The organism is Streptomyces sp. NPDC047072 (assembly GCF_040643855.1).
Taxonomy (GTDB): domain Bacteria; phylum Actinomycetota; class Actinomycetes; order Streptomycetales; family Streptomycetaceae; genus Streptomyces.
The window spans coordinates 1-26,972 of sequence record NZ_JBEYVC010000145.1 but is presented as its reverse complement, the minus strand read 5'-3'; the positions used below and the strand labels follow the sequence as shown (position 1 = coordinate 26,972).

The following is a 26,972-nucleotide window of genomic DNA, read 5'->3' as shown; positions in this document are numbered from 1 at the left end:
CCTGGAGACGGCGTCCGGCGCGGCCGAGCTCGGGCCGCGCGCGCGGCTGTGGCCCGCGCTCGCGGCCGTGTACCGGGCGCAGCTGTCGCGGGCCCGGGTCGCGCGGATACCGCTGCTGTTCGTGGCGACCTTCCAGTCGGTCGGGATCATGATCCTGATGCGCGGGGTCGTGGACGGCGGCGGCGAGGCGCAGTCCGTGGTCGCCGGCTCGTCCGTGCTCGTGGTCGCCTTCGTCGCGCTCAACCTGCTCGCGCAGTACTTCGGTCAGCTGCGGGCCAGCGGCGGGCTCGACCACTACGCGACGCTGCCGGTGCCGCCCGCGGCCGTGGTGCTCGGCGCCGCGGGGGCGTACGCCTCCTTCACGGTGCCCGGGACCGTGGTCACCGCCGTCTTCGGATGTGTGCTCTTCGGGCTGCCGCTGACGCACCTGTGGGTGCTCGTCGCGGTCATCCCGCTCGCCGGGGCCGCGCTCGCCGGCCTCGGGGCGGCCTTCGGGCTGCTCGCGCCGCGGCCGGAACTCGCCACCGTGCTGGGGCAGCTGGGCATGTCCGCCGCGCTGCTGCTCGGGGTGCTGCCCGCCGACCGGATGCCGGAGCCGGTGCGGTTCCTGCGGGACCTGCTGCCGTCGACGTACGGCGTCGAGGCCTTCGCGCGGACCTTCGAGGAGCGCCCCGACTGGGCCTTCGTCCTCGGGGACCTCGCCGTGTGCGGATGCGTGGGCGTGGTCTCGCTGGCCGTCGCCACCTGGGCCTATCGTCGGGCGGCCGTCCGGTGACGCGCCGCACAGACCGGCCTGGCACGATGTCAGGGTGACCGCACCGTTGACTCCTCCGCCGCCTCCCCACGAACCGTCGTCGCAGCAGGGCGCTCCGGCGCCGTCCGCGCAGGACCCGTGGCAGGCTCCGGCCCCCGGGTACGGGGCGCCCGCGCCGTCGCCGTACGCGCAGTACCGGCAGGACGGGCCCGGGATGCGGACCGAACTGCTGGAGGCCGCGGTCGTCACGGTGGCCGTGGCGGTCCTCGGAGCGCTCCTCGGGGTGCTGTGGTGGTGGCTGGCCCCGCATGTGCCGCTGGTCGGCAACGTGGACGAGCAGGGCGCCTGGGCGGTCTACCTCAAGGACACCGAGGGGGAGCAGGCGGTCGGCGTGGACGGAACGTTCACGCTGCTCGCGCTGCCCTTCGGACTGGTGAGCGCGGTCGCCGTGTTCCTGTGGCGGAAACGAGGCGGGGTGCCGCTGGTGGTGGCCGTGGCGCTCGGCGGGCTGCTGGGGTCGCTGCTCGCCTGGCGGCTGGGCGTGTGGCTCGGGCCCACGGACGACGTGCTCGCCCATGCCAAGGAGGTGGGCAAGGGGGTCACCTTCTCGGCGCCGTTGAAGCTGGGGGCGAAGGGGGCACTGCTGGCGTGGCCGCTCGCCGCGCTCGTCGTCCATCTGGCGCTTACGGCGCTGTTCGGGCCGCGGGATCCCGAGCCGGTGCATCAGCCGCCGGTGGCGTGAGCGTCAGGCCGGGCGCCTGCCGTGGTTGGAACGGCCCTTCTTCGTACGCCACTTGCGCTTGCGCGTTTTCTTCGACATGCCCTTTCTCTTTAGCGGAGCAAGGGCATGTCGTCGAGGGGTCAGGTACGGCCGATGGGGGCCAGTACCGCGGCCGTCAGGGTGGTCAGGTCCGTGGGCCTGAGTTCTACCTCCAAGCCCCTTCTGCCCGCCGAGACGCAGATCGTCGTGTGGGTGGTGGCCGACTCGTCCAGGACCGTGGGGAGCTTCTTGCGTTGGCCCAGGGGGGAGATGCCGCCCCGTACGTAGCCCGTGGTGCGTTCGGCGAGAGTCGGGTCGGCCATCGCCGCGCGTTTGCCGCCCACCGCCGTCGCCAGGGCCTTGAGGTCCAGGGAGCCCGCCACCGGGACCACCGCGACCGTCAGGGTGCCGTCCACGTCCGCCACCAGGGTCTTGAAGACGCGGTCGGGGGAGACGCCCATCGCCTCCGCCGCCTCCTCGCCGTAGGACGGGTGGGAGGGGTCGTGCTCGTAGGCGTGGACCGTGTAGGCGACGCCCGCGGCGGTGAGGGCCACCGTCGCCGGGGTGCCGCCCGGCTGCTGTTTCTTCGACTTCTTCGCCATCTCAGTTCAGACTGGTCGGGTTGCGCGTCAGCTCGGACGCGGGCAACGACGGAAGATTGCGGATGATCGCCGTCTCCGCGCGCAGCAGCTTCAGCTCGTCGCGCAGGCGGGACGCGGTGTCCGGCGCCTGGAGCAGCCGCTGCTTCGTGGGCGTGTCCAGCATCATCGCCGCCGCCACGAGGTAGGAGACCACCGACGGGTCGTCCGGCAGGTCGGTGCCGGAGGAGAGCGAGCGCTCCCGCGCCCCGGCCAGCCGCTTCTGGTACTGCCTGAAGGCCCGCAGCACCCCTTCGGAGAGCGCCCCGGACTCGTCGCCCGGCTCCTCCGGCAGCACTTCCAGTTCGGCCGTCAGAAACGGGCCCGAGGCGTCGACCGACACCAGCCGGACCCGGTTCGTCCCGGTCGCGAGGACCTCGAAGGTGCCGTCCTCCCGCTCCCGTAAGGTCGCCGCGTCGGCCACACAGCCGACCGCGTGGAACGCCGCGAGCGGATCCTCGCCGAAGCCGGCCGCCGGGCCGCGCTCGGCCAGGGCCGTCCGGTCCGGCATGCCGGGGGCGCTCGGCGCCACCTCGTGGCCGTCGCGGATCGCCACGACGGCGAACCGGCGCGGCTCCTCCTCGGGAGTCTTCAGCAGTTCGCGCATCATGGCGCGGTAGCGCTCCTCGAAGATGTTGAGAGGAAGCACGAGCCCCGGGAACAGCACGGAGTTCAGGGGGAAGAGCGGCAGACGCAGCATGGTCACGGCGCCAAAGCCTAATGGCCGCCGGAGCGCGCACGCCCCGCGTGCCCACTCCGTGGATGCGGCGAGGCCGCCCGGCGCACGATCTCCTGGCGGATCTCCAGGAAGCGGCCGAGCGGGTCGTCGGTCTCCCGGCTCCACGGGAAGGAGGTCGCGTACGGGCCGATCAGGCGCACCTGCTCCAGGGCGTCCGCCCAGCGCTCCAGGCGGACCAGGACGTACACCAGCTTGTTGCGGATCTCGGCGGGCCAGGGGTCGGCCGCCGCGAAGGAGGCGGAGAGCGTGATCGCCCGGTCGGCCGCCGCGTCCAGCCGGGCGTGCGGCACCTCGGCGCCGCCGCCGTCGGTCAGATAGCCGAGGGCGGCCCGCGCGGGCAGCGCCTGGATCAGGGAGCCCGCCGGGGCGTCCTGGGCGGCCCGGCCGGCGAAGTCGAAGCACTCGCGGTGCGAGCCCTGCCAGGAGGCGGCCAGATAGCGCAGGGCGGCCACATGGCAGCCGTAGTGCAGCGGGGCGCGGCGCACCGCGGCCTCCCACAGCTCGCCGAAGTAGGTGTGCCCGGCGAGCGAGCCGCGCGCGTGGTCCAGGGCGAGGCGCCAGGGCACCGGGTCGCGGCCGTCACCGCGGGCGGCGGCCGTGATCAGCGGGTTGAGCTCGCGCAGCAGCTCCACCCGGGCGGGGGAGTCCCAGACGCGGGTGACGGCGAGCTGGGCGGCCACCAGCAGCTGGTCGGGGTCGTCCGGGGTCGCCGTACGCCAGGAGTCGAACCACTCGGGGCGGGAGCGGGCGAAGGCGGCGAGGCGGCGGACGTAACGGTCGCGCAGTTCCCAGGCGGCGCTCGCGCGGGTGGCGGCCAGCAACTCGGCCGCACGCGCGTATTCGCCCTGGCCAGCCGCGACGAGCGCGGGGCCGAGGCGGTCGTCGGGCACGTCGAGGAGCACCTCGTCGTCGGCCGTCAGCCGGACGACGGGGAGCGCTACGGTCCTGGGCGCCCGGGCGGAGCGGGCGAACGGGGGGAGCAGTGCCATGGTGTCGACCATTGAAAAGGCGCGACTTGAGATTGCGCCAGAGGTTCATGGCAAAGCATGGAAAGTTGTACGGTGCGAAGTCAAGACCGAGTAAAAAGGTGACCGTTCAACAACTGTGGCCTAATTGCGGCGCAGCAGCCTCGTCGCACCCGCCGCCACCGTGGTCGCCAGAGTCCAGCCCAGCAGGATCATCACGGCCGCGAGCCACTGCCAGCCGCCCCGCAGCTGCCAGAAGCCGACCTGGCCCAGGTCGATCACCGGCAGCAGCAGATCGAGGGCGAAAAGGGCCGGATTCCATGCCGGATGGTCACCGCCCTTGAGCGGCGGATGGCTTGCGTGTGCGAACGCCAGCGAGCTTGCCGCCCACAGCACCGCCATCCAGACGGCCGCCCGGCCCGGCCGGTAGCCGTAGGCGACCGTCCAGTCCTGCACATAGCCCCAGAACTTCGCGGCGGGCGGCAGGGTCTCCCGGCGCCGGCGCTGCTTGGCGAGCAGCACCTCGCGCGCGTCCTCGTCCTCACCGCCGGACCGCAGCACGGCGGCCAGCCTCTCGTACGGCTCCGGGTTGTACTCGGCGGTCGCGGCCGCCACCCAGTCCAGGCGCTCGGCCAGCGGGAAGGGGCCGTGCGGTACGAGGTTCTCGTAGACGAAGCCGCCCATGTGCAGACTGCCGGGCCCGGGCCAGGCGCTCGCCCGGTCCACGAGGTTGCCGACCCGCGCGCCCGAGAGCACCACCTTGCCGCGCTGCGGCCGCTCCCCGAGGAAGCGCAGCTCGGGCGCCTGGATGCGGCGCAGCGACAGCTCCTGGTCGTCGGTGAAGGTGAACCGGGCCCGCTCCAGGTCGACGGCGTCCCCGAACCGCCCGTCGTCGAGGCGGACCCCGCCCTGGCACTCGAAGCGCTGGATGCGTGTCCCGCGCGCGGGGGTCGCCCCGCTCAGCATGGAGGCGCCGACGCCCGCCGGGGTCAGGTACAGCGTGCGCTCGACGGTCAGCTGCGGTGCGTTCAGCGCGAGCCGGGTGTACGGGTTGTTGAGCCGGGCCCCGCGCAGGCTCAGCGAGACGCCGATGGTGGCGCTGCGCAGGCTCAGCTCGCCGTGTGATTCAAGAAGCTCGGCCTGGAGGTCCTGGCCCACGGTCATGCCGTCGGCGGCGATCGAGCGGCCGCTGCGGTCGCGGTAGACGATCGCCTGGTTCATCAGCAGGTCGGTGCCGATGTGCGCGTCGGTCAGCCGGACGCCGTTGTGGAAGCGGCAGCGGGGGAAGTGCAGATCGCCCTCCGTGTGCACCCGGGCGGCCTCCAGGCGCGGCACCGAGCAGTCCACGAAACGGGCGGTGGTGAAGCGGGCCTCCGGCAGCAGGATCTCCCGCTCGAAGCGGCAGCCCTTCATCTCGACGTACGGCACGACCGTGCCGCCCGCGAGGTCCAGGGTGCCGCTGATCTGCACGCCGGTGAGCTTCAGGGAGGACACCCGGCCGGCGAGCGCGGGCGGGCCGTCCAGGAGCAGCCAGCAGACGATCCGCGCGCGGACCGTGCGCTCGGGCCCCCAGGGATGTCCGCCGTGCGGATCGTCGACGACGGTGTCGCCGCTGCTCAGGTCGTACACGGTGCCGTTGCGGAAGGCCTGCCACATGCCGGCCTCGGCGGCGGTCAGATCGTCCGGCAGGTCTCCGTCGCGGATGTCCCGGATGCCGGCCCCCTCGGTCACGTCTCTTTCATCCCCCTCGGCTGCTCGCGGGTTCGCACAGCTGTTCATGCCCGCTGAGTAACCCCCCGAACGCTAGACGTGAAGGGGATCTTCCGGGTTCCTGGAAGGGGGCGTATCAGCCATTGGAATGCGCGGACGGGCCCTGATGCGGGTCTGAGAGAATTGACCTCGTGATCTCCCGAATCGATCTGCGTGGCGACGCCCTCCCCGAGGGCCCCGCCCTGCGCGACCTGCTGCCCCGAGCCGACTTCGACGTTCAGGCCGCCCTGGAGAAGGTGCGTCCGATCTGCGAGGCCGTGCATCATCGAGGCGACGCGGCGCTGATCGACTTCGCCGAGAAGTTCGACGGGGTGCGGCTCGACCGGGTGCGGGTGCCGGCGGAGGCCCTGACTGAAGCGCTGGAGCAGCTCGACCCGGCCGTGCGCGCGGCCTTGGAGGAGTCCATCCGGCGCGCCCGTCTCGTCCACCGCGCGCAGCGCCGTACGACCCACACGACCCAGGTCGTGCCGGGCGGTTCCGTCACCGAGAAGTGGGTCCCGGTCGACCGGGTCGGGCTGTACGCGCCCGGCGGGCGGTCCGTCTACCCGTCCTCCGTGATCATGAACGTGGTGCCCGCGCAGGAGGCCGGGGTCGAGTCGATCGCCCTCGCCTCCCCGGCGCAGGCCGAGTTCGGCGGTCTCCCGCACCCGACGATCCTCGCCGCCTGCGCGCTGCTCGGCGTCGACGAGGTGTACGCCGCCGGTGGCGCGACCGCCGTCGCGATGTTCGCCCACGGCACCGAGTCCTGCCCGCCCGCCAACATGGTCACCGGCCCCGGCAACATCTGGGTCGCCGCCGCCAAGCGCTACTTCACCGGCAGGATCGGCATCGACGCGGAGGCGGGCCCGACCGAGATCGCGGTCCTCGCCGACTCCACCGCCGACCCGGTGCACGTCGCCTCCGACCTGATCAGCCAGGCCGAGCACGACCCGCTGGCCGCCGCCGTCCTGGTCACCGACTCCGTCGAGCTGGCGGACGCGGTCGAGAAGGAGCTGGAGCCGCAGGTCGCGGCGAGCAAGCACATCCAGGACCGGATCCGCCCGGCCCTGGAGGGCAGGCAGTCCGCGATCGTCCTCGTCGACGGGATCGAGGAGGGGCTGCGGGTCGTCAACGCGTACGGCGCCGAGCACCTGGAGATCCAGACCGCCGAGGCTCTTGAGGTGGCCGATCGCGTGACGAACGCCGGCGCGATCTTCATCGGGCCCTGGGCTCCCGTGTCCCTGGGCGACTACGCGGCCGGGTCCAACCACGTACTCCCGACCGGCGGTTGTGCCTGCCACTCCTCCGGGCTGTCGGTGCAGTCCTTCCTCCGGGGCATCCACATCGTCGACTACACGAAGGACGCGCTGGCCGAGGTCGCGCATCACGTGGTGACGCTGGCGGAGGCGGAGGACCTGCCGGCGCACGGCGCGGCGATCAAGGCGCGGTTCGGATGGAAGGTACCTGGTAAGTGAGCTTCGGCATCGACGATCTCCCCGTACGGGACGAGCTGCGCGGCAAGTCCCCCTACGGCGCGCCCCAGTTGGACGTCCCCGTACGGCTGAACACCAACGAGAACCCCTACCCGCTGCCCGAGCCGCTGGTCGAGCGCATCGCCGAGCGCGTCCGCGAGGCCGCTCGCGACCTCAACCGCTACCCGGACCGGGACGCCGTGGAGCTGCGCACCCAGCTCGCCAAGTACCTGACGGACACGTCCGGTCACGAGGTGGGCCTGGCCAACGTCTGGGCCGCCAACGGCTCCAACGAGGTCCTCCAGCAGCTGCTCCAGACCTTCGGCGGACCCGGCCGTACGGCGATCGGCTTCGAGCCGTCGTACTCGATGCACGCGCTCATCTCGCGCGGCACCGGCACCGGCTGGATCTCGGGTCCCCGCAACGAGGACTTCACGATCGACGTCGAGGCGGCCGTGGCGGCGATCGCCGCGCGGAAGCCGGACGTCGTGTTCATCACGACCCCCAACAACCCCACCGGGAACGCGGTCCCGCCCGAGACGGTCCTCGCGCTGTACGAGGCCGCGCAGGCGGCGAAGCCGTCCATGGTCGTGGTCGACGAGGCGTACATCGAGTTCAGCCACGGCGACTCGCTGCTGCCGCTCATCGAGGGGCGCCCCCAGCTCGTCATCTCGCGGACGATGTCCAAGGCGTTCGGGGCGGCGGGCCTCCGCCTCGGCTATCTCGCCGCGCACCCGGCGGTCGTGGACGCCGTGCAGCTCGTACGGCTGCCCTACCACCTGTCGGCCGTCACGCAGGCGACCGCGCTGGCCGCGCTGGAGCACACCGACACGCTGCTCAAGTACGTCGAGCAGCTGAAGGCCGAGCGGGACCGGCTGGTGAGCGAGCTGCGGGCGATCGGGTTCGAGGTCGTGGAGTCGGACGCGAACTTCGTGCAGTTCGGGCGCTTCGAAGGCGCCGGCGGCTCGCACGCGGCCTGGCAGAAGATCCTCGACCAGGGAGTCCTGGTCCGGGACAACGGCATTCCGGGGTGGCTGCGGGTCTCCGCCGGAACCCCCGAAGAGAACGACGCGTTCCTCGACGCGGTCCGTGAACTGAAGAAGGAGCAGAGCGCATGAGCCGCGTGGGACGTGTGGAACGAGTGACCAAGGAGACCTCGGTGCTCGTCGAGATCGATCTCGACGGCAGCGGAAAGGTCGATGTGTCGACAGGCGTCGGCTTCTATGACCACATGCTCGACCAGCTCGGGCGGCACGGTCTGTTCGACCTGACCGTGAAGACCGAGGGCGACCTGCACATCGACTCCCACCACACCATCGAGGACACCGCCCTCGCGCTGGGTGCCGCCTTCAAGCAGGCGCTCGGCGACAAGGTGGGCATCTACCGCTTCGGCAACTGCACGGTCCCGCTGGACGAGTCCCTCGCCCAGGTGACGGTGGACCTCAGCGGCCGCCCCTACCTCGTGCACACCGAGCCCGAGAAGATGGCGCCGATGATCGGCGAGTACGACACCACCATGACCCGGCACATCCTGGAGTCCTTCGTGGCCCAGGCACAGATCGCGCTGCACGTGCACGTGCCGTACGGTCGCAATGCCCACCACATCGTGGAGTGCCAGTTCAAGGCGCTGGCCCGGGCCCTGCGCTACGCCTCCGAGCGCGACCCGCGCGCGGCGGGCATCCTCCCCTCCACGAAGGGCGCGCTGTGACCGGCCTGTCGACCCTCCTGATCGTCGTCGGCCTCTTCCTGGCCGGCGGCATCTACTCCTTCGTCAAGCAGCAGATGCCCAAGAGCCTGATCGTCCTGCTCTCCATCGCCGCCGGGATGTGTCTGGTCGCCGGTGTCATGAGGCTGGAGGTGTGGAGTTGAGCGGCTCCAAGCGTGTCGTGGTCTTCGACTACGGCTTCGGGAACGTGCGGTCCGCCGAGCGTGCCCTCGCGCGCGCGGGTGCCGACGTCGAGATAACGCGTGACTACGACAAGGCGCTGAACGCCGACGGTCTGCTGGTGCCGGGTGTCGGCGCCTTCGCCGCCTGTATGCAGGGCCTCAAGGAGGCGCGCGGCGACTGGATCATCGACCGCCGGCTCTCCGGCGGGCGCCCGGTCATGGGCATCTGCGTCGGCATGCAGATCCTCTTCGCGCGCGGTATCGAGCACGGCGTGGAGAGCGAGGGCCTCGACGAGTGGCCCGGCTCGGTGGAGCCGCTGCAGGCCGACATCGTGCCCCACATGGGCTGGAACACCGTCGACGCGCCCTCCAGCTCCCGGCTGTTCGCAGGCCTCGACGCCGACGCCCGCTTCTACTTCGTGCACTCCTACGCCGTCCACGACTGGTCCCTGGAGACGCATAACCCGTCGATGCAGGCGCCGCTCGTCACCTGGTCGACGCACGGCAAGCCCTTCGTGGCCGCCGTGGAGAACGGCGCCCTGTGGGCCACCCAGTTCCACCCCGAGAAGTCCGGCGACGCCGGTGCGCAGCTGCTGAACAACTGGATCGGAACCCTCTGATGCCCTCGAACCCCTCACGGCTCGAACTCCTGCCCGCCGTCGACGTCCGCGACGGTCAGGCCGTCCGCCTCGTGCACGGCGAGTCCGGCACGGAGACCTCGTACGGCTCCCCGCTGGAGGCCGCCCTGTCCTGGCAGCGGGCGGGCGCGGAGTGGCTGCACCTGGTCGACCTGGACGCGGCCTTCGGCACCGGCGACAACCGGGAGCTGGTCCGGCAGGTCACCGAGGCGATGGACATCAAGGTGGAGCTGTCCGGCGGCATCCGCGACGACGCCTCCCTGGCCGCCGCCCTCGCCACCGGCTGCACCCGGGTCAACCTCGGCACCGCCGCCCTGGAGAGCCCCGAGTGGGTCGCCAAGGTCATCGCCGAGCACGGCGACAAGATCGCGGTGGGTCTGGACGTCCGCGGGACGACCCTCAAGGGCCGCGGCTGGACCAGCGAGGGCGGCGACCTCTACGAGGCGCTGGAGCGGCTCGACAAGGAGGGCTGCGCTCGCTACGTCGTCACCGACATCGCCAAGGACGGCACGCTCCAGGGCCCGAACCTTGAGCTGCTGCGCAATGTGTGCGCGGCGACCGACCGCCCGGTGGTGGCCTCCGGCGGGGTCTCCTCGCTGGACGACCTGCGGGCGATTGCCGAGCTGGTGCCGCTCGGTGTCGAGGGCTCCATCGTCGGGAAGGCCCTGTACGCGAAGGCGTTCACCCTGGAAGAGGCCCTGGAGGCGGTGGCTCAGTGAGCGATCTGCGACGCGTCACGACCGGTGCGCCCTGGGAGGAGACCTTCGGGTACTCCCGCGCGGTGGAGCTGCCCAATGGCCTGGTCCTCGTCTCCGGGTGCACGTCGGTGGTGGACGGCGAGATCGCCGCGGGCGACCCGTACGAGCAGACGGTCAACGCCTTCAACGTCGCCTTCGCGGCGCTGGAGCAGCTCGGACTGGGCCGTGACGACGTGGTGCGGACGCGCCTGTACATCACCCACGCGCGCGACGTCGACGAGGTCGGACGCGCCCACAAGGAGCTGTTCGACGCCGTCCGGCCCGCCGCATCCCTGATCATCGTCTCCGGCTTCGTGGACCCCAGCCTGGTCGTCGAGGTCGAGGTGGAGGCGTTCCGAGGAGAGACCGCAGCATGAGCCTCGCCGTACGAGTCATCCCCTGCCTGGACGTCGACAACGGCCGGGTCGTCAAGGGCGTCAACTTCCAGAACCTGCGCGACGCGGGCGACCCCGTCGAGATGGCCAAGGTGTACGACGCCGAGGGCGCCGACGAACTGACGTTCCTGGACATCACCGCCTCCTCGGGCAACCGCGAGACCACCTACGACGTGGTGCGCCGCACCGCTGAGCAGGTCTTCATCCCGCTCACGGTCGGCGGCGGTGTCCGCACCGCCGAGGACGTGGACAAGCTGCTGCGGGCGGGGGCGGACAAGGTGGGCGTGAACACCGCGGCCATCGCCCGTCCCGACCTGATCCGCGAGATCGCCGAGCGGTTCGGCCGCCAGGTGCTCGTGCTGTCGGTGGACGCGCGGCGCACCGAGTCGGGGTCCTTCGAGGTCACCACCCACGGCGGCCGCAAGGGCACCGGCATCGACGCCGTCGAGTGGGCGCATCAGGCCGCCGAACTGGGCGCCGGTGAGATCCTGCTGAACTCCATGGACGCGGACGGCACCAAGGACGGCTACGACCTGGAGATGATCTCGGAGGTCCGCAAGCACGTGACCGTCCCGCTGATCGCCTCCGGCGGTGCGGGCAGGCTGGACCACTTCCCGCCCGCCATCGGGGCGGGCGCGGACGCGGTACTGGCCGCCTCGGTGTTCCACTTCGGCGACCTGCGGATCGGCGAGGTCAAGGAGACGTTGCGGGGCGCCGGGCACCCCGTGCGCTGACGCCGCGCCTGGCCCGGGCCCCGGCTCAGATCCCGAGCTCCTTCGCCTCGTGCAGCTTGGCGATCGCGTCCTTGTCGCCGTCCAGCTCGACCTTGGCGGCGCTCTGGCGGCCGTAGAGGAAGAGCAGCAGCTCCGACGGCTCCCCGGTCGCCGTGACGACCGGTGTGCCCCGGTGCGCGACCGCCGTCTGGCCGTCGGGGCGGCGCAGGACCAGGCCGGTGGGGGTGGCGCGGCCCATCATGCGGGCCGTGCGCTCCAGACGGGTCCACAGGGCGTCCTGGAAGACCGGGTCCAGCTCGCGGGGCGTCCAGTCGGGGCGGGCGCGGCGGACGTCCTCGGTGTGGACGTAGAACTCGACCGTGTTCGACAGCTCCTCGACCTGCTTGAGCTGGAACGGCGAGAAGCGCGGCGGGCCGGTGCGGATCAGCTGGAGCAGTTCGTCGTACGGCTTCGCGGCGAACTCGGCCATCACCCGCTCCAGGCGTGGTGCGAGCTGCTTGAGCAGGAGGCCGCCGGCCGCGTCGGGGCGGCGCTCGCGCACCACCACGTGCGCGGCGAGGTCGCGGGTGAGCCAGCCTTCGCAGAGGGTCGGGGCCTCCGGGCCCTCCGCCTCCAACAGATCGGCGAGGATGAGTCGTTCACGCTTGGCGAATGTCGACATGCTGCCAGCCTACGACTGCCTCAGGGGTCCGCCCAGTGGACACCGCGCCGTCACTGTCAGTGGCGCGCGGCACAATGGCACCCATGACCAGCACGCCCCCGCCCCGCAGCAGTCTCGACCCGGAGATCGCCGCGCGCCTCAAGCGCAGCGCCGACGGGCTCGTCCCCGCCATCGCCCAGCAGTACGACACCGGTGAGGTGCTCATGCTCGGCTGGATGGACGACGAGGCGCTGCACCGCACGCTGACCACCGGCCGCTGCACCTACTGGTCGCGCAGCCGCCGGGAGTACTGGGTCAAGGGCGACACCTCCGGGCACTTCCAGTGGGTCAAGTCCGTCGCCCTCGACTGCGACGCCGACACCCTGCTGGTCCGGGTCGACCAGGTCGGCGCCGCCTGCCACACCGGCGCGCGCACCTGCTTCGACGCCGACGTGCTGCTCAAGGACGCCGATTCCGGCGTACGGACCCAGGATCAGTAAGGTCAGCCGCCATGGACCTCGAGACCTTCCGCAAGCTCGCCACCGACCGGCGCGTCATCCCGGTCACGCGCAAGCTCCTCGCCGACGGCGACACCCCCGTCGCGCTCTACCGCAAGCTCGCCGCCGAGCGCCCCGGCACCTTCCTGCTGGAGTCCGCGGAGAACGGCCGCTCATGGTCCCGGTACTCCTTCGTCGGCGTCCGCTCGTCCGCGACCCTGACGGCCCGTGACGGCCAGGCCCACTGGCTCGGCACCCCGCCCGTCGGCGTCCCGGTCGACGGCGACCCGCTCGTCGCGCTGCGCGCCACCATCGAGACCCTGCACACCCCGCACCAGGAGGGCCTGCCGCCCTTCACCGGCGGCATGGTCGGCTACCTCGGCTACGACATCGTGCGCCGTCTGGAGAAGATCGGCCCCGGCGAGCGGGACGACCTGAAGCTCCCCGAGCTGACCATGCTGCTCACCAGCGACCTCGCCGTCATGGACCACTGGGAGGGCTCGGTCCTGCTGATCGCCAACGCGATCAACCACAACGACCTCGACACCGGTGTCGACGAGGCCCACGCCGACGCGGTCGCCCGGCTCGACGCCATGCAGGCCGACCTCTCGCGCCCGGTCGCCCAGCCGCCCGCGATCCTGCCGCCCTCCGAGCTGCCCGACTACACGGCCCTGTGGGGCGGCCCCGACTTCCAGGAGGCCGTCGAGGACATCAAGGAGCGCATCCGGGCCGGGGAGGCCTTCCAGGTCGTCCCCTCCCAGCGCTTCGAGACGCCCTGCACGGCCAGCGCCCTGGACGTCTACCGGGTCCTCAGGGCGACCAACCCGTCGCCGTACATGTACCTGTTCCGCTTCGACGGCTTCGACGTCGTCGGCTCGTCCCCCGAGGCCCTCGTCAAGGTCGAGGACGGGCGCGCCATGGTGCACCCGATCGCCGGCACCCGGTGGCGCGGGGCGACCCCGCAGGAGGACCAGGCGCTCGCCGACGAGTTGCTCGCCGACCCCAAGGAGCGCGCCGAGCACCTCATGCTGGTCGACCTCGGGCGCAACGACCTCGGGCGGGTCTGCGAGCCCGGCTCGGTCGAGGTCGTCGACTTCATGTCCGTCGAGCGGTACTCCCACGTGATGCACATCGTCTCGACGGTCACCGGCAAGGTCGCCGCGGGCCGCACCGCCTTCGACGTCCTGACGGCCTGCTTCCCGGCCGGCACGCTCTCCGGGGCGCCGAAGCCCCGCGCGATGCAGATCATCGACGAACTGGAGCCGTCCCGACGGGGGTTGTACGGCGGCTGCGTCGGCTACCTCGACTTCGCGGGCGACTCCGACACCGCCATCGCCATCCGTACGGCCCTGCTGCGGGACGGCACGGCGTACGTCCAGGCCGGAGCCGGGATCGTCGCCGACTCCGACCCGCTCGCCGAGGACCAGGAGTGCCGGAACAAGGCCGCGGCGGTGCTGCGCGCCGTGCACACGGCGAACCGGCTCGGGCAATAGGGCGCTTCTCATACGAACCCCGGGTGACGGTTCGCCCGGGGTTCGGGTGATAGTGGAGTACGTGACTGCCGTACCGCACCCCCGTTCCGAAGTCGCCGGCTCCGCCAAGGCCGGCCGGCTCAGTCTTGGCGTGGCCCTGCTCACCGGCGCGCTCGGCGCGGCCGTGGCGCTGCTGGCCACGCGTCAGAGGTGGGCGGAGGGGACGGCCACGGTGGCCGGTGGTGACTTTCCTCTGACCGCGAAGGGGAGTGACGTGACCGGGGTACCGGCCGCGCTCGCGATAGTGGGGCTGGCCGCGTTGGTCGCGGTGTTCGCCGTACGCAAGGCGGGGCGGTTGTTGGTCGCCGGGTTGCTGGCGTTGTCCGGGGCGGGGATCGTGGCGGCGGCGCTGGTGGGGGCGGGGGATTCCTCGGCGCTGGACGAGGAGGCCGCGCAGGCGTCTGGTGACACCTCGGCGACGGTCGCTGCGCTGACTCACACCGCTTGGCCGTATGTGGCTGCGGTGGGTGGGGCGCTGATTCTGGTCGCCGGGTTGTTGGCGTTGCGGTATGGGCGGTTGTGGCCTGCGATGTCGGGGCGGTACGAGCGAAACGGGGCGCCTCGGGTGCGTCGTAAGGCTCCGGTTGTGGATCTTGATCGGCCTGAGGATGTCTGGAAGGCGTTGGATCGAGGGGAAGATCCGACAGGGGCCTAGCGGTCGTCCTTTGTGTGCGGGCCGGTGGGGGCTGGTCGCGCCCACGCGGCGGAGCCGCAAATCGATACAGCCCCGCGCCCCTTTGGGGCGCGTCAGGGTGACCCCCGGATATCTCGTGCCCTTGCGTGCGGGACAATGTCTGCGAGCGTCCGGCTTGGACATGTATCTCTGCGACTAGGAGCAAGCAATGGCGGGCAGCAGCCACGGTCACACCCCGGCAGCCTGGACCGGTGTCACTATCTGCTTCATCGGTTTCTGCGTCGCCGGCGCCTTCATGGTGATGGCTCAGCCGGTGGGCTTCTGGGCCGGCATCGTGATCGCGTGCCTCGGTGGTGTGGTCGGGTGGGTCATGAGCGCGATGGGTCTCGGCATGCCGAAGGACGCCCACAAGCCGCTCGTCACCGAGAGCGCCAAGGCCGAGAGCTGACGTACGCACGTATCCCGTGGAGGGGCGGTCCGGCGGAAAGTGCCGGTGCCGCCCCTCACGCGTACGAGGCACAATGCCTGACGTGAACGCCGACAGTCAGCACGTGGTGCCGCGCAGTGGTCTGCTCGGGCGGGTGGCCGTCCCGGCGGGCGTGCTCGCGGCCGTCGCCGGGGCCTTCGCCTACGTGGGGACCGTGGACCCCAACCAGCCGGGCCACTACCCGGTCTGCCCGCTGCTGCGCTTCACCGGCATCTACTGCCCGGGCTGCGGCGGGCTGCGCAGCGCGCACGCGTTCGTCCACGGGGACTTCGCGGCGGCCCTCCAGGACAACGCCCTCGCGGTCTTCGCCTATCTGGGCTTCGCGGTGGTGTGGACCATCTGGGTGGTCCGCGCGGCACGCGGCCGGCCGCTCGGCCTGAATCTGGGCACCGCGCATCTGTGGACCCTGGGGACATTGCTGCTGGTCTTCACGGTTGTCCGGAACCTGCCGTTCGGTGGCTGGCTCCACCCTTGATCAACTGGCGAACGTCCAGGTAGTGGGACCGGCGTCAACCGGATGTGAGGGCTACGCCCTCCTGCGGATACCATCGCAGTGACCATAGGTTTTCTTAGCGCTTTTCCACCGCCAACCGTCTGGAAGGGGGCCGCTCGCGTGAGTGTGCTCGACGAGATCATCGACGGAGTCCGTGCCGACCTCGCGGAACGGCAGGCGCGCGTCAGCCTCGACGAGCTCAAGGAGCGCGCGGCGAAGGCTCCCGCGGCCAAGGACGGCGTGGCCGCCCTGCGCGGTGACGGCGTCAAGGTGATCTGCGAGGTCAAGCGGTCCAGCCCCTCCAAGGGCGCGCTGGCCGCGATCGCCGACCCGGCGGGCCTGGCGGCGGACTACGAGGCGGGCGGCGCGGCCGTCATCTCCGTCCTCACCGAACAGCGCCGCTTCGGCGGCTCGCTGGCCGACCTGGAGGCCGTCCGCGCGCGCGTGGACATCCCCGTCCTGCGCAAGGACTTCATCGTCACGTCGTACCAGCTCTGGGAGGCCCGGGCCTACGGCGCCGACCTCGCGCTGCTCATCGTCGCGGCCCTGGAGCAGCCCGCGCTGGAGTCCCTGATCGAGCGCGCCGAGTCCATCGGGCTCACCCCGCTCGTCGAGGTCCACGACGAGGACGAGGTCGAGCGCGCGGTGGACGCCGGCGCCAAGATCATCGGCGTCAACGCCCGCAACCTCAAGACGCTGGAGGTGGACCGCGGCACCTTCGAGCGGGTCGCCCCCGAGATCCCGGCGAGCCTGGTCAAGGTCGCCGAGTCCGGCGTCCGCGGCCCGCACGATCTGATCGCCTACGCCAACGCCGGCGCGGACGCGGTCCTCGTCGGCGAGTCCCTGGTCACGGGCAAGGACCCGAAGACGGCGGTCGCGGACCTGGTGGCGGCGGGCGAGCACCCGGCATTGCGACACGGCCGCGGCTGATCACCCGCTAGGCTGACCGACGATGACTCCGACGACCTTCATGACAGCCACGGACCGGTACGCGCGCCTGGCGCGCGGCTGCCGCCCCCGTGGCTGCCGCGCGCCCGCACGCCGAGTGCACGGCCGCAGGGTCCGTTACGTCATCGGAGACGAACCTGGACAGGTAAACGGGCAGCGATGGCGGTTTTTCAGGGGCGCGGGGAACTGCGCGACCAGCCACTGACGGCCGGTAGCCGACCAAATACCCATGCCCCCACGGCGCTCAGTGTCTTTCACACGCACTCACCGTGAGGTATTCGCATGCCCAGCGAGTTCTTTATCCCTGACCCCTCCGGCCAGGTCCCCTCTCCCGAGGGCTACTTCGGAGACTTCGGCGGCAAGTTCATCCCGGAGGCCCTCGTCGCCGCCGTGGACGAGGTCGCCGTCGAGTACGACAAGGCCAAGCACGACCCCGAGTTCGCCAGGGAACTCGACGACCTGCTGCTCAACTACACGGGCCGTCCGTCGGCACTCACCGAGGCCCCCCGTTTCGGCGCGGAAGCGGGAGGCGCCCGGATCTTCCTGAAGCGGGAAGACCTCAACCACACCGGCTCCCACAAGATCAACAACGTCCTCGGCCAGGCCCTGCTCACCAAGCGCATGGGCAAGACGAGGGTCATCGCCGAGACCGGCGCGGGCCAGCACGGCGTGGCGACGGCGACGGCGTGCGCGCTGTTCGGCCTCGAATGCACGATCTACATGGGTGAGATCGACACCCAGCGCCAGGCCCTGAACGTGGCGCGTATGCGCATGCTCGGCGCCGAGGTCATCGCCGTGAAGTCCGGCAGCCGCACGCTGAAGGACGCCATCAACGAGGCGTTCCGCGACTGGGTCGCCAACGTCGACCGCACGCACTACCTCTTCGGCACGGTGGCAGGACCGCACCCCTTCCCGGCGATGGTCCGCGACTTCCACCGCGTCATCGGCGTCGAGGCCCGCCGCCAGCTCCTGGAGCGGGCCGGCCGGCTCCCCGACGCGGCGATCGCCTGCGTCGGCGGCGGCTCCAACGCCATCGGCCTCTTCCACGCCTTCATCCCCGACGCGGACGTACGCCTCATCGGCTGCGAGCCCGCCGGGCACGGTGTGGAGACCGGCGAGCACGCGGCGACCCTCACCGCGGGCGAGCCCGGCATCCTGCACGGCTCCCGCTCCTACGTCCTCCAGGACGAGGAGGGCCAGATCACCGAGCCGTACTCCATCTCGGCCGGTCTGGACTACCCGGGCATCGGCCCGGAGCACTCCTACCTCAAGGACTCCGGCCGCGGCGAGTACCGCGCGGTCACCGACGACGCAGCCATGCAGGCGCTGCGCCTGCTGTCCCGCACTGAGGGGATCATCCCGGCGATCGAGAGCGCGCACGCCCTCGCGGGTGCGCTGGAGGTCGGCAAGGAGCTGGGCAAGGACGGGCTGATCATCGTCAACCTGTCCGGCCGCGGCGACAAGGACATGGACACGGCCGCGCGGTACTTCGGCCTGTACGACACCGACGCCGAGGTCGCGGCCGACGCCGCCGACCTCGCCGAGATCGAGGGGGACGCCAAGTGAGCGGGAACATTCAGCTGCTGTCGGACACCCTCGCGGGTGCCAAGGCGGAGGGCCGCTCGGCGCTCATCGCCTACCTTCCGGCCGGTTTCCCGACCGTGGACGGCGGCATCGAGGCGATCAAGGCCGTCTTCGACGGCGGAGCCGATGTCGTCGAGGTGGGGCTGCCGCACAGCGACCCCGTCCTCGACGGTCCGGTCATCCAGACCGCCGACGACATCGCCCTGCGCGGTGGCGTCAAGATCGCGGACGTCATGCGGACGGTGCGCGAGGCTTACGAGGCCACCGGGAAGCCGGTGCTCGTGATGACGTACTGGAACCCCATCGACCGCTATGGCGTCGAGCGCTTCACCGCCGAACTCGCCGAGGCGGGCGGCGCGGGCTGCATCCTGCCCGACCTGCCGGTGCAGGAGTCGGCGCTGTGGAGGGAGCACGCCGAGAAGCACGGGCTCGCCACGGTCTTCGTGGTCGCGCCCAGCAGTAAGGACGCGCGGCTTGCCGAGATCACCAAGGCGGGCAGCGGGTTCGTGTACGCCGCCTCGCTGATGGGCGTGACGGGGACGCGTGAGTCGGTCGGGGCGCAGGCCCAGGACCTGGTCGAGCGGACCCGGGCCGTCGGCGGCGACCTGCCCGTCTGTGTCGGGCTCGGGGTCTCCGACGCGGCGCAGGCCGCCGAGGTGGCCGGCTTCGCCGACGGGGTGATCGTCGGCTCGGCGTTCGTCAAGCGGATGCTGGACGCGCCGGACGACCGGGCCGGGGTCGAGGCCGTGCGCGCACTCGCCGGTGAGCTGGCGAAGGGTGTGCGCCGACAGGCGTAACGGCCGGCGCGGACCGTGCGGGCGGTGGCCGTTGTACGGACGGCGCCCGTGACGACGTAACGGAATATTCGGTCACTCGAACGGGTGGACCTGGGGCTGGGGAGGCGCGGTGCGCCTCCCCGGTTCGTTTCCGGGGTGTGAGCGAGAAGAACCGTGAGGGAAAGCGCACCGCCCGGGAGCGGCTGGCGGAGGAGCGCGAGAAGCAGAGGACCGCGGAGAAGCGGCGCCGGGTGCTGGTCGTCGGCGCGAGCGTCGTCGGCGTCCTGGGTCTCGCGGCGGTGATCGGCGTGGTCGCGGCGAACGCCGGCAAGGACAAGGGCGGCAGCGACTCCTCGGGTCCGGTCGTCGCGCCCTCGGGGGCCAACGGCCAGGACAGCCTCGCCATCCCGGTCGGCAAGGAGAGCGCCAAGTCGACGCTGGTCGTCTGGGAGGACTTCCGCTGCCCGGCCTGCAAGGCCTTCGAGACGGCGTACCGCCCGACGATCCACGAGCTGACCGAGTCCGGCGACCTCAAGGTCGAGTACCACCTGGCCACGATCATCGACGGCAACATGCGCGGCACCGGCTCCCGCAACGCCGCCAACGCGGCGGCCTGCGCCCAGGACGCCGGCTACTTCACGGCGTACCACGACGTGCTGTACGAGAACCAGCCGGAAGAAACCGACGACGCCTACGCGAAGAACGACAAGCTGATCGAGCTGTCGAAGAAGATCGCCGGGCTCGACACCGCCGCCTTCCGGAGCTGTGTCGAGAAGGGCACGCACAACAGTTGGGTGGACAAGTCAGCGGCGGCCTTCCGCAACGGCGGATTCACCGGCACCCCGACGGTCCTGCTGAACGGCAAGAACATCTACCAGGACCAGACGATGACCCCGGCGAAGCTGAAGCAGCAGGTGCGGGAGGCGGCCAAGGGGTAAGAGTTTCCGACCCGCCCGTTATGGAGCCGTTGCCGGGCCGCCTGCCGTGCGCCCGGCCCGGCACGGTAGCGTCGACCCTGCCATGGAAATTGCCTACATTCCCAGCCCGTCGCGCGGGGTGATCCACCTCGGTCCCATCCCGCTGCGCGGCTACGCGTTCTGCATCATCATCGGCGTCTTCGTAGCCGTCTGGCTCGGCAACAAGCGCTGGCTCGCCCGGGGCGGGCGGGCCGGCACGGTGGCCGACATCGCGGTCTGGGCCGTGCCGTTCGGACTGCTCGGCGGCCGCCTCTACCACGTGATCACGGACTACGAGCTGTACTTCAGCGCGGGCCGTGACTGGGTGGACGCCTTCAAGGTGTGGGAGGGCGGTCTCGGCATCTGGGGCGCGATCGCGCTCGGCGCGGTCGGCGCGTGGATCGGCTGCCGGCGCCGGGGCATCCCGCTGCCCGCGTACGCCGACGCCATCGCCCCCGGTATCGCCCTCGCGCAGGCGATCGGGCGCTGGGGCAACTGGTTCAACCAGGAGCTGTACGGGCGGGAGACGGATCTGCCGTGGGCCCTGCACATCACGTCCTCCACGGACGGGCGGGTGCCGGGGTACTACCACCCGACGTTCCTCTACGAGTCGCTGTGGTGCATCGGCGTCGCGCTCCTCGTCATCTGGGCGGACCGGCGCTTCAAGCTCGGGCACGGGCGGGCGTTCGCGCTGTACGTCGCCTCGTACTGCGTGGGGCGGTTCTGGATCGAGTACCTCCGCGTGGACGACGCCCACCACATCCTGGGCATGCGGCTCAACAACTGGACCGCGATCATCGTCTTCCTGCTCGCCGTGCTCTACATGGTGCTGTCGGCGAAGAAGCGGCCCGGGCGGGAAGAGGTCGTCGAGCCGGGTGCCTCCGACGACGCGCCCGACGAGGGTCCGGATGCCGACGGTGCGGAGAAGCCCGAGGGTGACTCCGACGAGGTGAAGGACGACGCCGAAGAGGCCGAGGCCGAGAGCAAGGACGAGGCGGAGTCCGCGAAGAAGACGTGACGAGTGGTTCTCCGTCGATGAGGGCGCCCTGGGATTCCGAGGCGCCCTTCGTCGTGTCAGCGGTGGGTGAGCGCGAGGGTGCGGTGGGCGGCGGCCACCACCGCCGCGTCGATGAAGGTGCCGTTCGGCAGGGCCTGGGCGCCCTGGTGGGTCTCGGCCGCCTTGATGATCGTTTCCGCCTCCTCGATCTCCTGCTGTGTGGGGAGGTACGCCTGTTCGATCACCGGGAGCTGGCGGGGGTGGATCGCGGCTCGGCCCAGGAAGCCGAGGGCTCGGCCGTGGGCGCAGGAGGCATTGAGGCCGGTCAGGTCCCGGGTGTCGGGGTGGACCGACTGCGGTGGAGGCGCCAGGCCCGCCGCTCGCGCGGCCACGACGACTCGGGAACGGGACCAGTCCAGGCCCGCGTCGTCGCGTACGCCCAGGTCGGCCCGTAGGTCCGCCTCGCCGAGGGCGATGCCGTGCAGGGCGGGATGGGCGGCGGCGATGGCGTAGGCGTGTTCGATGCCCAGGGCTGTTTCCAGGAGGGCGTACAGGGGGGTGGCTGTTGCCCGGGCGACTCGGGTGATCTGGGCCGGGGACGTGATCTTGGGGAGGCGTAGGCCCGAGAGACCGGGGAGAGCCGCCAGCGCGGTGAGGTCCGCCGTCGCGTGGGGGCCGTCGAGGGTGTTCACGCGGACGTGGACCGGGACCGGGTGGTGGGGGTCGGTGAGGCGTTCGACGGTCGCCTCGCGGGCGTAGGACTTGCGGTCCGGAGCCACCGCGTCCTCCAGGTCGACGACCACGACGTCGGCGCCGGAGGTGAGCGCCTTGGTGACGACCTCGGGTCGGTCACCGGGGACGTACAACCAGGTGAGCGGTGTTGTCATACGGCGCCCTCCGCGCGCAGGGCCGCCAACTCGCCCCGGGTCAGGCCCAGTTCCGTGAGGATCTCGTCCGTGTCGGCGCCGTGTGCGCGGCCCGCCCAGCGGATTGCGCCGGGGGTCTCGGAGAGGCGGAAGAGGACGTTCTGCATGCGCAGGGGGCCGAGGTCGGGGTCGTCGACGGTGGTGACCGTGTCGAGGGCCTGGTACTGCGGGTCGACCATGACGTCCCGGACGTCCTGGATGGGGGCGACCGCCGCCTCCGCCTTCTCGAAGGCCGCGAGGACCTCGTCGCGGGTGCGCTCGGCGATCCAGGAGCCGACCGCCGCGTCGAGGACGTCCGAGTGTGCCGCCCGTTGCGCGCCCGTCGCGAACCACGGCTCGTCGATCAGCTCCGGGCGGCCGACCAGGCGCATCACCCGCTCGGCGATCGACTGGGCGGAGGTGGAGACGGCGACCCAGGTGCCGTCGGCCGTGCGGTAGGTGTTGCGCGGGGCGTTGTTGGCGGAGCGGTTGCCGGTGCGCTCCTGGACGTGGCCGAGCTGGTCGTACCAGGTGGGCTGGGGGCCGAGGACCGTCAGGATCGGCTCGATGATCGCCATGTCGACGACCTGGCCCGCGCCGGTGCGGTCACGGGCGGCGAGCGCCGTCATCACCGCGTACGCCGTGGCCAGGCCCGCGATCGAGTCGGCGAGGCCGAAGGGCGGCAGGACTGGGGGTGCGTCCGGCTCGCCGGTGATCGCCGCGAAGCCGCTCATCGCCTCGGCGAGGGTGCCGAAGCCGGGGCGGCGGGAGTAGGGGCCGAACTGGCCGAAGGCGGTGACGCGGGTGAGGACCAGGCGGGGGTTGACGGCCTGGAGTTCAGGCCAGCCGAGGTCCCACTTCTCCAGGGTGCCGGGGCGGAAGTTCTCGATCACCACGTCCGCGGTCTCGGCCAGCCGCAGGAAGGTGGCGCGGCCGCCCGGCTTGGAGAGGTCGAGGGTGATCGTGCGCTTGTTGCGGCCCAGCAGCTTCCACCACAGGCCGATGCCGTCCTTCGAGGGGCCGTGGCCGCGGGACGGGTCGGGCTTGGCGGGGTGCTCGATCTTGACGACCTCGGCACCGAAGTCGCCGAGCAGGGTGGCGGCGAGGGGGCCGGCGAAGAGGGTGGCGAGGTCGAGGACGCGCAGGCCGGAGAGCGGGGGCGTGGTGGGGGTGTGCGTCATGGGCGGGATGCCTCGCGGTGGGTGAGGTGGGCCAGGGTGTCGAAGCCGATGCCGTTGAAGTCGCCCACGGAGGTGGCGAGTCGGTTCTTCAGGTGCGCTGTCCAGCGGTCGGGGAGGGCGGTGGGGGTGCCGGCGAGGAGGGCGGCGATGCTGCCCGCCGTGGCGCCGTTGGAGTCGGTGTCCCAACCGCCGCTCACCGCTTTGCAGATGGAGCCGGTGAAGTCGCCGTTCGCGTGGGTGAGGGCGGCGGCGATCAGGGCGGTGTTGGGGATCGCGTGGACCCAGTGGTGGTTCTCGGCGTGCGTGGCGTGGAGTTGGTCCACGACGGTGTCGAAGTCGTCGTGCCGCTCGGCCAGTTGGACGGCGCGGGTGATGGCCTCGGCGAGGCGGGAGCCCGGGGGGATCACGTCGAGGCCGGTGCGAAGGCACGTGTGGATGTCGGGAGTTGTCGTCGCCCGGGCGATCACGGCCGCCGTGAACATGGCCGCGTAGACGCCGTTCGCGGTGTGGGTGAGGGTGGCGTCCCGGTGGGCCTGTGCGGCCGCCGCGCCCGGGTCGCCGGGGTTGGTCCAGCCGTGGACGTCGGCACGGATCAGGGCGCCGATCCACTCGCGGAAGGGGTTGCGGTGGCGGGCGGTGCGCGGGGGCTCCAGGCCGAGGAGGAGGTTGCGGTAGGCGATGCGTTCGGCGGTGAAGGTGCGGCCCGCGGGGAGTTCGTCGAGCCAGAGTTTCGCCACGTCCGCGGTGGTGAACTGCTTGCCGTGGCGCTGTAGCAACAGGAGGTTCACAAGGGGGTAGTTGAGGTCGTCGTCCTCGGGCATGCCGTCGATGTTCTCGGCGAGGGAGGTGGGGGCCGAGCGGCGGTTCCAGGGGTGTGCGGTGAGGAGTTCGGCGGGGACGCCCTTCGCCGTGAAGTAGGTGTGCAGGGGCCAGTTGCCGGTGGCGCGGGCGAGTTGGCGGATGGCGTCGAGGGGGAGTTTCTCGACGGGTTTGCCGAGGAGACAGCCGACGGCCCGGCCGAGCCAGGCCGCTTCGAGGCTCGCGCGGGTGGGGGTGGTGACGGGGGCCGGGGCGGGCCAGTCGGGACAGAGGGCCTTGATCTTCGTGAGGTCGGTGGGCTCGCGGTCCTTCAACCGGCTTGGCAGGTCGGCCAGTTCGTCCAGCAGGTCCTCGGCGAGTTGCCGGAGGTATCGGGAGGGGGCTTCGGCTTCCGGGGACGCCCCTGCTCGCGAGGGGGCTTCGCGGCCTCCCGCCGCCCGCCAGCGCGCCGCGATCGCCGCCGGTTCGCGGCCGTCCTGGGCCGCCTGGCGGAGTTCGTGGCCGATCAGGTCCTCCGGCTGGACCCAGGTCAGTCGGAGCATCCCGGACCTCCGAGTGCGGCGAACGCCGCTTCGTGGGCCCGGCGTCGACGGATGTCCCGCCGGTGGATCTCCCCGGCCACGGCGGTCAGGGTGCGCGCCGGTTCCCACAGGTCCAGGCGGCTGGCCTCCGCGACCCGCTTCGACCACTCCTCCGGGACCGGTGAGCCGAGGGCGCCGGCCAGCGCCCCCGCCATCGTGGCGATGGAGTCGCAGTCCCGGCCGTAGTTCACCGCGCCGAGCACCGCGTGGCGGTAGTCGCCGGACGCGACCAGCAACATGCCGAGCGCGATGGGGAGTTCCTCGATCGTGTGCAGGCGGGAGGGGCGGCGGGCGCCCAGGGAGGGGGCGCGGTAGTCGTCGCCGACGGTGTCGTACGGGGCGACGGCCGCGCGCAAAGGTCGTAGCGCGGACTCGAAGTCCGTGTGGTTCCGGGCCACTTCGCAGACCTGCTCGATGGCGGTGCGGGTGCCGTCCTTCGCCAGGGCGAGGCAGCTCGTGACGACCGAGTCCGGGGTCGCGCCGGGGGCGGTCGCCGCGGCCACCGCCGCCGCGAAGACGGCGGCCGCCTCCCTGCCGTACGACGACTGGTGGGCGCCCGCGATGTCCAGGGCCTCGGTGTACGCGGCCCGGGGGTCGGCCGCGTTGACCAGGCCGACCGGGGCCATGTACATCGCCGCACCGCAGTTGACGATGTTGCCGACGCCGGCCTCGCGGGGGTCGGCATGGCCGTAGTGGAGTCGGGTCACCAGCCACTTCTCCGCGAGGAAGACGCGGTGCAGGGGGAGGGCCTCCGCCTCGAGTTCCGGGATCCAGCGGGGAGTTGTCATCAGGTCCGGGACCAGGTGGTCGGCGATCGCGTACGCGTCCAGGTGGTCGCGGACCTTCGCGTACACGCGGATCAGGGCGTGGGTCATCAAGGTGTCGTCGGTGACGTGGCCGTCGCCCTTGTGGTACGGCGCGATGGGGCGGGCGGTGCGCCAGGCGTCGCCGTTCCAGGGGCCGACGATGCCGTGCACGCGGCCCGCGTGGCGTTCCAGGATCTGGTCGGGGGAGTAGCCCTCGACGGGGCCGCCGAGGGCGTCGCCGACGGCCGCGCCGACGAGGGCGGCGGTGATGCGGTCCTCCAGGGTGGCTTCCCTGGTGAGGTCGGTGAGGTCGGTGGGGTCGGGTTCGGGTGTGGGGGTTTTGGGTTTTTCGGGGGTCATGCCCCGAATCATCCTCCTGGGTGGGGTCGTTGTGTGGCTTCCAGGAGTTCGGCGAGTTCCACGAGGTCGGTGCCGGTGAGGCGGGGGAGGGCGCAGCCGGAGAGGGTGCGGCAGGTGTCCCGCCAGGCGGCGGGGATCGCGTCCGCGCCGCTGAGGGCGCCGGTCAGTGCTCCTACCAGGGCGGGGGCGGAGTCCGCGACGCGCGAGAGGCAGGCGGCCGCCGGGATCGCCTCGGCGATGCGGCCCTGGGCGGCGGTGGTCAGGGCGAGGGCTACGGGGACGGTTTCGGCGGCCGCGATGCCGTAGCTGTAGACGTGGTCGACGATCTGGTGTTCCAGCGCCGGGATCAGGGCGAAGGTGCTGTCGGTTCGGGCGGCGAGGTGGAGGGCGTGGCGGGCGTTGCGGCCGATCTCCGTGTGGTCGGGGAGTTGGGAGAGGGCCGCCGCGACGCATGTGTCGGTGTCTTCGCCGGTCAGGGCGAGGGATACGGCGGCCGCCATCGCTCTCGCGCCGTGTACTCCGTCGCCGTCCTGGGTGTAGCGGGCGTCGAACTCCGCCAGGTCCGCGGCGTGTTGGGGGGCGCCGGGGTGGGCGGTGGCGAGGACACAGGCGCGGATGCAGGCCGCGTCGTCGAAGTAGTGGGGGTTGTCGTGGCCGGTGGCGGGTGGGCGGAGGCCGGTGGCGAGGTTGCCGAGTCCTGCGCGGACGGAGATGCGGGCGCGGAGTTGGAGGACGGCGGACTCGATCTCGGGGGCGCGGTCCGCTGCGGCGGCCACTTCGGCGGCGAGGGTGTTCCAGGTGAGGTCGATGGCGGCTCTGGTACGGCGGTCTCGGGTGAGGTCGGCGAGGGCGGTGGGGTCGCCTGCGCGGAGGAGGGCCTCGGCGGTGAAGGCGGCCCATTCGGCGTCGTCGGAGGGGCCGAGGCGGAGGGGTTCGGGGGGTTGGTTGAGGGCGATGGGGACGGGGAGGGTGGTGGTGGCGTTCTGTTCGGCGAAGGTGTCGAGTTCTCGGGTGAGGCGGCGGGTCCAGTCGGGCATGCGGGTGGCTCTGTGGCGGGCGGAGGGCCAGCCGGCGGCGTCGCCTGCGGCGATTCCGAGGAGCAGGGCGGTGGTGCGTCCGGCCTCGGCTTCGCCTTCGGCCGTTGTGTTCCCACCCGCACCACCCGTGCAGATTTCGTTGTTGGGTGCGGGTGGCCCCTGTGGGGCGGGTTCGCCGTCGGCGGCCGCGGGTGTGGGGGTGTGGGGGTGGATCGAGTTCAGGGTGGTCGTGCCACCGGCGGTCACCGTCACCGAGGTGGTGTAGACGGCG

General features: G+C 71.8%; 30 protein-coding genes. 20 read left to right on the top strand and 10 right to left on the bottom strand.

Annotated features, from left to right (window positions below; all coding sequences use genetic code 11):
* Position 1 precedes the first annotated feature (1 nt).
* Complete coding sequence (locus ABZ896_RS39710; RefSeq protein WP_360940020.1) at positions 2–775, top strand: ABC transporter permease; 774 nt, start codon at positions 2–4, stop codon at positions 773–775.
* Between the two features lie 34 nt (positions 776–809).
* Positions 810–1,496 carry an AAA family ATPase gene (locus tag ABZ896_RS39705; protein ID WP_360940018.1) on the top strand — a complete coding sequence of 229 codons (687 nt, stop codon included), beginning with the start codon at positions 810–812 and terminating at the stop codon, positions 1,494–1,496.
* Positions 1,497–1,615: 119 nt separating this feature from the next.
* Here ABZ896_RS39705 and ybaK read toward each other — a convergent pair whose 3' ends face one another.
* The 4 genes from ybaK to ABZ896_RS39685 form a co-directional block, all read right to left on the bottom strand.
* Positions 1,616–2,116 (bottom strand): Cys-tRNA(Pro) deacylase, encoded by a 501-nt coding sequence (gene ybaK / locus ABZ896_RS39700; protein ID WP_360940016.1) that lies wholly within the window; start codon positions 2,114–2,116, stop codon positions 1,616–1,618.
* Position 2,117: 1 nt separating this feature from the next.
* On the bottom strand, positions 2,118–2,858 hold the full coding sequence (locus ABZ896_RS39695; RefSeq protein ID WP_360940014.1) for an LON peptidase substrate-binding domain-containing protein: 741 nt from the start codon (positions 2,856–2,858) through the stop codon (positions 2,118–2,120).
* 11 nt (positions 2,859–2,869) lie between these two features.
* Positions 2,870–3,892, bottom strand: coding sequence for a hypothetical protein (locus ABZ896_RS39690; protein WP_360940012.1), 1,023 nt, complete (start codon positions 3,890–3,892; stop codon positions 2,870–2,872).
* A gap of 108 nt (positions 3,893–4,000) precedes the next feature.
* Positions 4,001–5,587, bottom strand: coding sequence for an oxidoreductase (locus ABZ896_RS39685; protein WP_360940010.1), 1,587 nt, complete (start codon positions 5,585–5,587; stop codon positions 4,001–4,003).
* 170 nt (positions 5,588–5,757) lie between these two features.
* Between ABZ896_RS39685 and hisD the strand changes: the two genes are divergently transcribed.
* From hisD to hisF, 8 genes are read left to right on the top strand one after another with little or no spacing between them, the layout of a single operon-like run.
* Positions 5,758–7,080, top strand: a complete 1,323-nt coding sequence (hisD, locus tag ABZ896_RS39680) for a histidinol dehydrogenase (protein WP_360940008.1) — start codon at positions 5,758–5,760, stop codon at positions 7,078–7,080.
* Positions 7,077–8,195, top strand: coding sequence for a histidinol-phosphate transaminase (locus ABZ896_RS39675; protein WP_360940006.1), 1,119 nt, complete (start codon positions 7,077–7,079; stop codon positions 8,193–8,195). Before hisD ends, ABZ896_RS39675 begins: the two co-directional genes overlap by 4 nt.
* On the top strand, positions 8,192–8,785 hold the full coding sequence (gene hisB / locus ABZ896_RS39670; RefSeq protein ID WP_020137489.1) for an imidazoleglycerol-phosphate dehydratase HisB: 594 nt from the start codon (positions 8,192–8,194) through the stop codon (positions 8,783–8,785). The genes ABZ896_RS39675 and hisB overlap by 4 nt, the downstream gene beginning before the upstream one ends.
* A complete protein-coding gene (locus tag ABZ896_RS39665; protein ID WP_360940004.1) occupies positions 8,782–8,946 on the top strand; it encodes a hypothetical protein in 165 nt (54 codons plus the stop codon). The genes hisB and ABZ896_RS39665 overlap by 4 nt, the downstream gene beginning before the upstream one ends.
* Positions 8,937–9,584, top strand: coding sequence for an imidazole glycerol phosphate synthase subunit HisH (hisH, locus tag ABZ896_RS39660; protein ID WP_360940002.1), 648 nt, complete (start codon positions 8,937–8,939; stop codon positions 9,582–9,584). The genes ABZ896_RS39665 and hisH overlap by 10 nt, the downstream gene beginning before the upstream one ends.
* Positions 9,584–10,321, top strand: a complete 738-nt coding sequence (priA, locus tag ABZ896_RS39655) for a bifunctional 1-(5-phosphoribosyl)-5-((5-phosphoribosylamino)methylideneamino)imidazole-4-carboxamide isomerase/phosphoribosylanthranilate isomerase PriA (protein ID WP_360940000.1) — start codon at positions 9,584–9,586, stop codon at positions 10,319–10,321. Before hisH ends, priA begins: the two co-directional genes overlap by 1 nt.
* Complete coding sequence (locus ABZ896_RS39650; protein ID WP_360939998.1) at positions 10,318–10,716, top strand: RidA family protein; 399 nt, start codon at positions 10,318–10,320, stop codon at positions 10,714–10,716. The genes priA and ABZ896_RS39650 overlap by 4 nt, the downstream gene beginning before the upstream one ends.
* The gene (gene hisF / locus ABZ896_RS39645) at positions 10,713–11,468 is read left to right on the top strand and encodes an imidazole glycerol phosphate synthase subunit HisF (protein WP_360939996.1); all 756 of its coding nucleotides are present in this window, start codon (positions 10,713–10,715) and stop codon (positions 11,466–11,468) included. Before ABZ896_RS39650 ends, hisF begins: the two co-directional genes overlap by 4 nt.
* Before the next feature lie 25 nt (positions 11,469–11,493).
* Here hisF and ABZ896_RS39640 read toward each other — a convergent pair whose 3' ends face one another.
* Positions 11,494–12,129 carry a TIGR03085 family metal-binding protein gene (locus ABZ896_RS39640; protein ID WP_360939994.1) on the bottom strand — a complete coding sequence of 212 codons (636 nt, stop codon included), beginning with the start codon at positions 12,127–12,129 and terminating at the stop codon, positions 11,494–11,496.
* An 83-nt stretch (positions 12,130–12,212) separates the two neighbouring features.
* On the opposite strand from ABZ896_RS39640, the gene hisI reads away from it, so the two are divergent.
* The 10 genes from hisI (at position 12,213) to lgt (ending at position 21,033) form a co-directional block, all read left to right on the top strand.
* Positions 12,213–12,608, top strand: coding sequence for a phosphoribosyl-AMP cyclohydrolase (gene hisI / locus ABZ896_RS39635; protein ID WP_360939992.1), 396 nt, complete (start codon positions 12,213–12,215; stop codon positions 12,606–12,608).
* 11 nt (positions 12,609–12,619) lie between these two features.
* A complete protein-coding gene (locus tag ABZ896_RS39630) occupies positions 12,620–14,098 on the top strand; it encodes an anthranilate synthase component I (RefSeq protein ID WP_360939990.1) in 1,479 nt (492 codons plus the stop codon).
* 52 nt (positions 14,099–14,150) lie between these two features.
* Positions 14,151–14,792: a TIGR02234 family membrane protein gene (locus ABZ896_RS39625; RefSeq protein ID WP_360939988.1), complete on the top strand. Its 642-nt coding sequence runs from the start codon at positions 14,151–14,153 to the stop codon at positions 14,790–14,792.
* A 187-nt stretch (positions 14,793–14,979) separates the two neighbouring features.
* Entirely contained in the window at positions 14,980–15,219 is a 240-nt protein-coding gene (locus ABZ896_RS39620; RefSeq protein WP_360939986.1) for an HGxxPAAW family protein, read from the top strand.
* Between the two features lie 73 nt (positions 15,220–15,292).
* Positions 15,293–15,733 (top strand): DUF2752 domain-containing protein, encoded by a 441-nt coding sequence (locus ABZ896_RS39615; RefSeq protein WP_360939984.1) that lies wholly within the window; start codon positions 15,293–15,295, stop codon positions 15,731–15,733.
* Between the two features lie 138 nt (positions 15,734–15,871).
* On the top strand, positions 15,872–16,681 hold the full coding sequence (gene trpC / locus ABZ896_RS39610) for an indole-3-glycerol phosphate synthase TrpC (RefSeq protein ID WP_360939982.1): 810 nt from the start codon (positions 15,872–15,874) through the stop codon (positions 16,679–16,681).
* Positions 16,682–16,981: 300 nt separating this feature from the next.
* Positions 16,982–18,265, top strand: a complete 1,284-nt coding sequence (gene trpB / locus ABZ896_RS39605; RefSeq protein WP_360939980.1) for a tryptophan synthase subunit beta — start codon at positions 16,982–16,984, stop codon at positions 18,263–18,265.
* A complete protein-coding gene (gene trpA / locus ABZ896_RS39600; protein WP_360939978.1) occupies positions 18,262–19,080 on the top strand; it encodes a tryptophan synthase subunit alpha in 819 nt (272 codons plus the stop codon). Before trpB ends, trpA begins: the two co-directional genes overlap by 4 nt.
* A 137-nt stretch (positions 19,081–19,217) precedes the next feature.
* Positions 19,218–19,997: a thioredoxin domain-containing protein gene (locus tag ABZ896_RS39595; protein ID WP_360939976.1), complete on the top strand. Its 780-nt coding sequence runs from the start codon at positions 19,218–19,220 to the stop codon at positions 19,995–19,997.
* Between the two features lie 82 nt (positions 19,998–20,079).
* On the top strand, positions 20,080–21,033 hold the full coding sequence (gene lgt, locus ABZ896_RS39590) for a prolipoprotein diacylglyceryl transferase (RefSeq protein ID WP_360939974.1): 954 nt from the start codon (positions 20,080–20,082) through the stop codon (positions 21,031–21,033).
* Positions 21,034–21,089: 56 nt separating this feature from the next.
* On the opposite strand, the gene ABZ896_RS39585 is transcribed toward lgt, so the two are convergent.
* Genes ABZ896_RS39585 through ABZ896_RS39565 form a run of 5 tightly spaced genes read right to left on the bottom strand, consistent with a single transcriptional unit; the run spans position 21,090 to position 26,923 of the window.
* On the bottom strand, positions 21,090–21,899 hold the full coding sequence (locus ABZ896_RS39585; protein WP_360939972.1) for a CoA ester lyase: 810 nt from the start codon (positions 21,897–21,899) through the stop codon (positions 21,090–21,092).
* Positions 21,896–23,098 carry a CoA transferase gene (locus tag ABZ896_RS39580; RefSeq protein ID WP_360939970.1) on the bottom strand — a complete coding sequence of 401 codons (1,203 nt, stop codon included), beginning with the start codon at positions 23,096–23,098 and terminating at the stop codon, positions 21,896–21,898. Before ABZ896_RS39580 ends, ABZ896_RS39585 begins: the two co-directional genes overlap by 4 nt.
* Positions 23,095–24,459 carry an ADP-ribosylglycohydrolase family protein gene (locus ABZ896_RS39575; RefSeq protein WP_360939968.1) on the bottom strand — a complete coding sequence of 455 codons (1,365 nt, stop codon included), beginning with the start codon at positions 24,457–24,459 and terminating at the stop codon, positions 23,095–23,097. The genes ABZ896_RS39580 and ABZ896_RS39575 overlap by 4 nt, the downstream gene beginning before the upstream one ends.
* Complete coding sequence (locus tag ABZ896_RS39570; protein WP_360939966.1) at positions 24,447–25,664, bottom strand: ADP-ribosylglycohydrolase family protein; 1,218 nt, start codon at positions 25,662–25,664, stop codon at positions 24,447–24,449. The genes ABZ896_RS39575 and ABZ896_RS39570 overlap by 13 nt, the downstream gene beginning before the upstream one ends.
* An 8-nt stretch (positions 25,665–25,672) precedes the next feature.
* Positions 25,673–26,923 carry an ADP-ribosylglycohydrolase family protein gene (locus tag ABZ896_RS39565; RefSeq protein WP_360940022.1) on the bottom strand — a complete coding sequence of 417 codons (1,251 nt, stop codon included), beginning with the start codon at positions 26,921–26,923 and terminating at the stop codon, positions 25,673–25,675.
* Between the last annotated feature and the right edge of the window lie 49 nt (positions 26,924–26,972).

What these genes read in the sequence shown, in the direction of transcription:
- ybaK (WP_360940016.1), bottom strand. Translation starts at nt 2,116, where the DNA reads ATGGCGAAGAAGTCGAAGAAACAGCAGCCGGGCGGCACCCCGGCGACG.
- ABZ896_RS39690 (WP_360940012.1), bottom strand. Translation starts at nt 3,892, where the DNA reads ATGGTCGACACCATGGCACTGCTCCCCCCGTTCGCCCGCTCCGCCCGG.
- hisB (WP_020137489.1), top strand. Translation starts at nt 8,192, where the DNA reads ATGAGCCGCGTGGGACGTGTGGAACGAGTGACCAAGGAGACCTCGGTG.
- priA (WP_360940000.1), top strand. Translation starts at nt 9,584, where the DNA reads ATGCCCTCGAACCCCTCACGGCTCGAACTCCTGCCCGCCGTCGACGTC.
- hisF (WP_360939996.1), top strand. Translation starts at nt 10,713, where the DNA reads ATGAGCCTCGCCGTACGAGTCATCCCCTGCCTGGACGTCGACAACGGC.
- ABZ896_RS39640 (WP_360939994.1), bottom strand. Translation starts at nt 12,129, where the DNA reads ATGTCGACATTCGCCAAGCGTGAACGACTCATCCTCGCCGATCTGTTG.
- hisI (WP_360939992.1), top strand. Translation starts at nt 12,213, where the DNA reads ATGACCAGCACGCCCCCGCCCCGCAGCAGTCTCGACCCGGAGATCGCC.
- ABZ896_RS39630 (WP_360939990.1), top strand. Translation starts at nt 12,620, where the DNA reads ATGGACCTCGAGACCTTCCGCAAGCTCGCCACCGACCGGCGCGTCATC.
- ABZ896_RS39620 (WP_360939986.1), top strand. Translation starts at nt 14,980, where the DNA reads ATGGCGGGCAGCAGCCACGGTCACACCCCGGCAGCCTGGACCGGTGTC.
- ABZ896_RS39615 (WP_360939984.1), top strand. Translation starts at nt 15,293, where the DNA reads ATGCCTGACGTGAACGCCGACAGTCAGCACGTGGTGCCGCGCAGTGGT.
- trpB (WP_360939980.1), top strand. Translation starts at nt 16,982, where the DNA reads ATGCCCAGCGAGTTCTTTATCCCTGACCCCTCCGGCCAGGTCCCCTCT.
- lgt (WP_360939974.1), top strand. Translation starts at nt 20,080, where the DNA reads ATGGAAATTGCCTACATTCCCAGCCCGTCGCGCGGGGTGATCCACCTC.
- ABZ896_RS39585 (WP_360939972.1), bottom strand. Translation starts at nt 21,899, where the DNA reads ATGACAACACCGCTCACCTGGTTGTACGTCCCCGGTGACCGACCCGAG.
- ABZ896_RS39580 (WP_360939970.1), bottom strand. Translation starts at nt 23,098, where the DNA reads ATGACGCACACCCCCACCACGCCCCCGCTCTCCGGCCTGCGCGTCCTC.
- ABZ896_RS39575 (WP_360939968.1), bottom strand. Translation starts at nt 24,459, where the DNA reads ATGCTCCGACTGACCTGGGTCCAGCCGGAGGACCTGATCGGCCACGAA.
- ABZ896_RS39570 (WP_360939966.1), bottom strand. Translation starts at nt 25,664, where the DNA reads ATGACCCCCGAAAAACCCAAAACCCCCACACCCGAACCCGACCCCACC.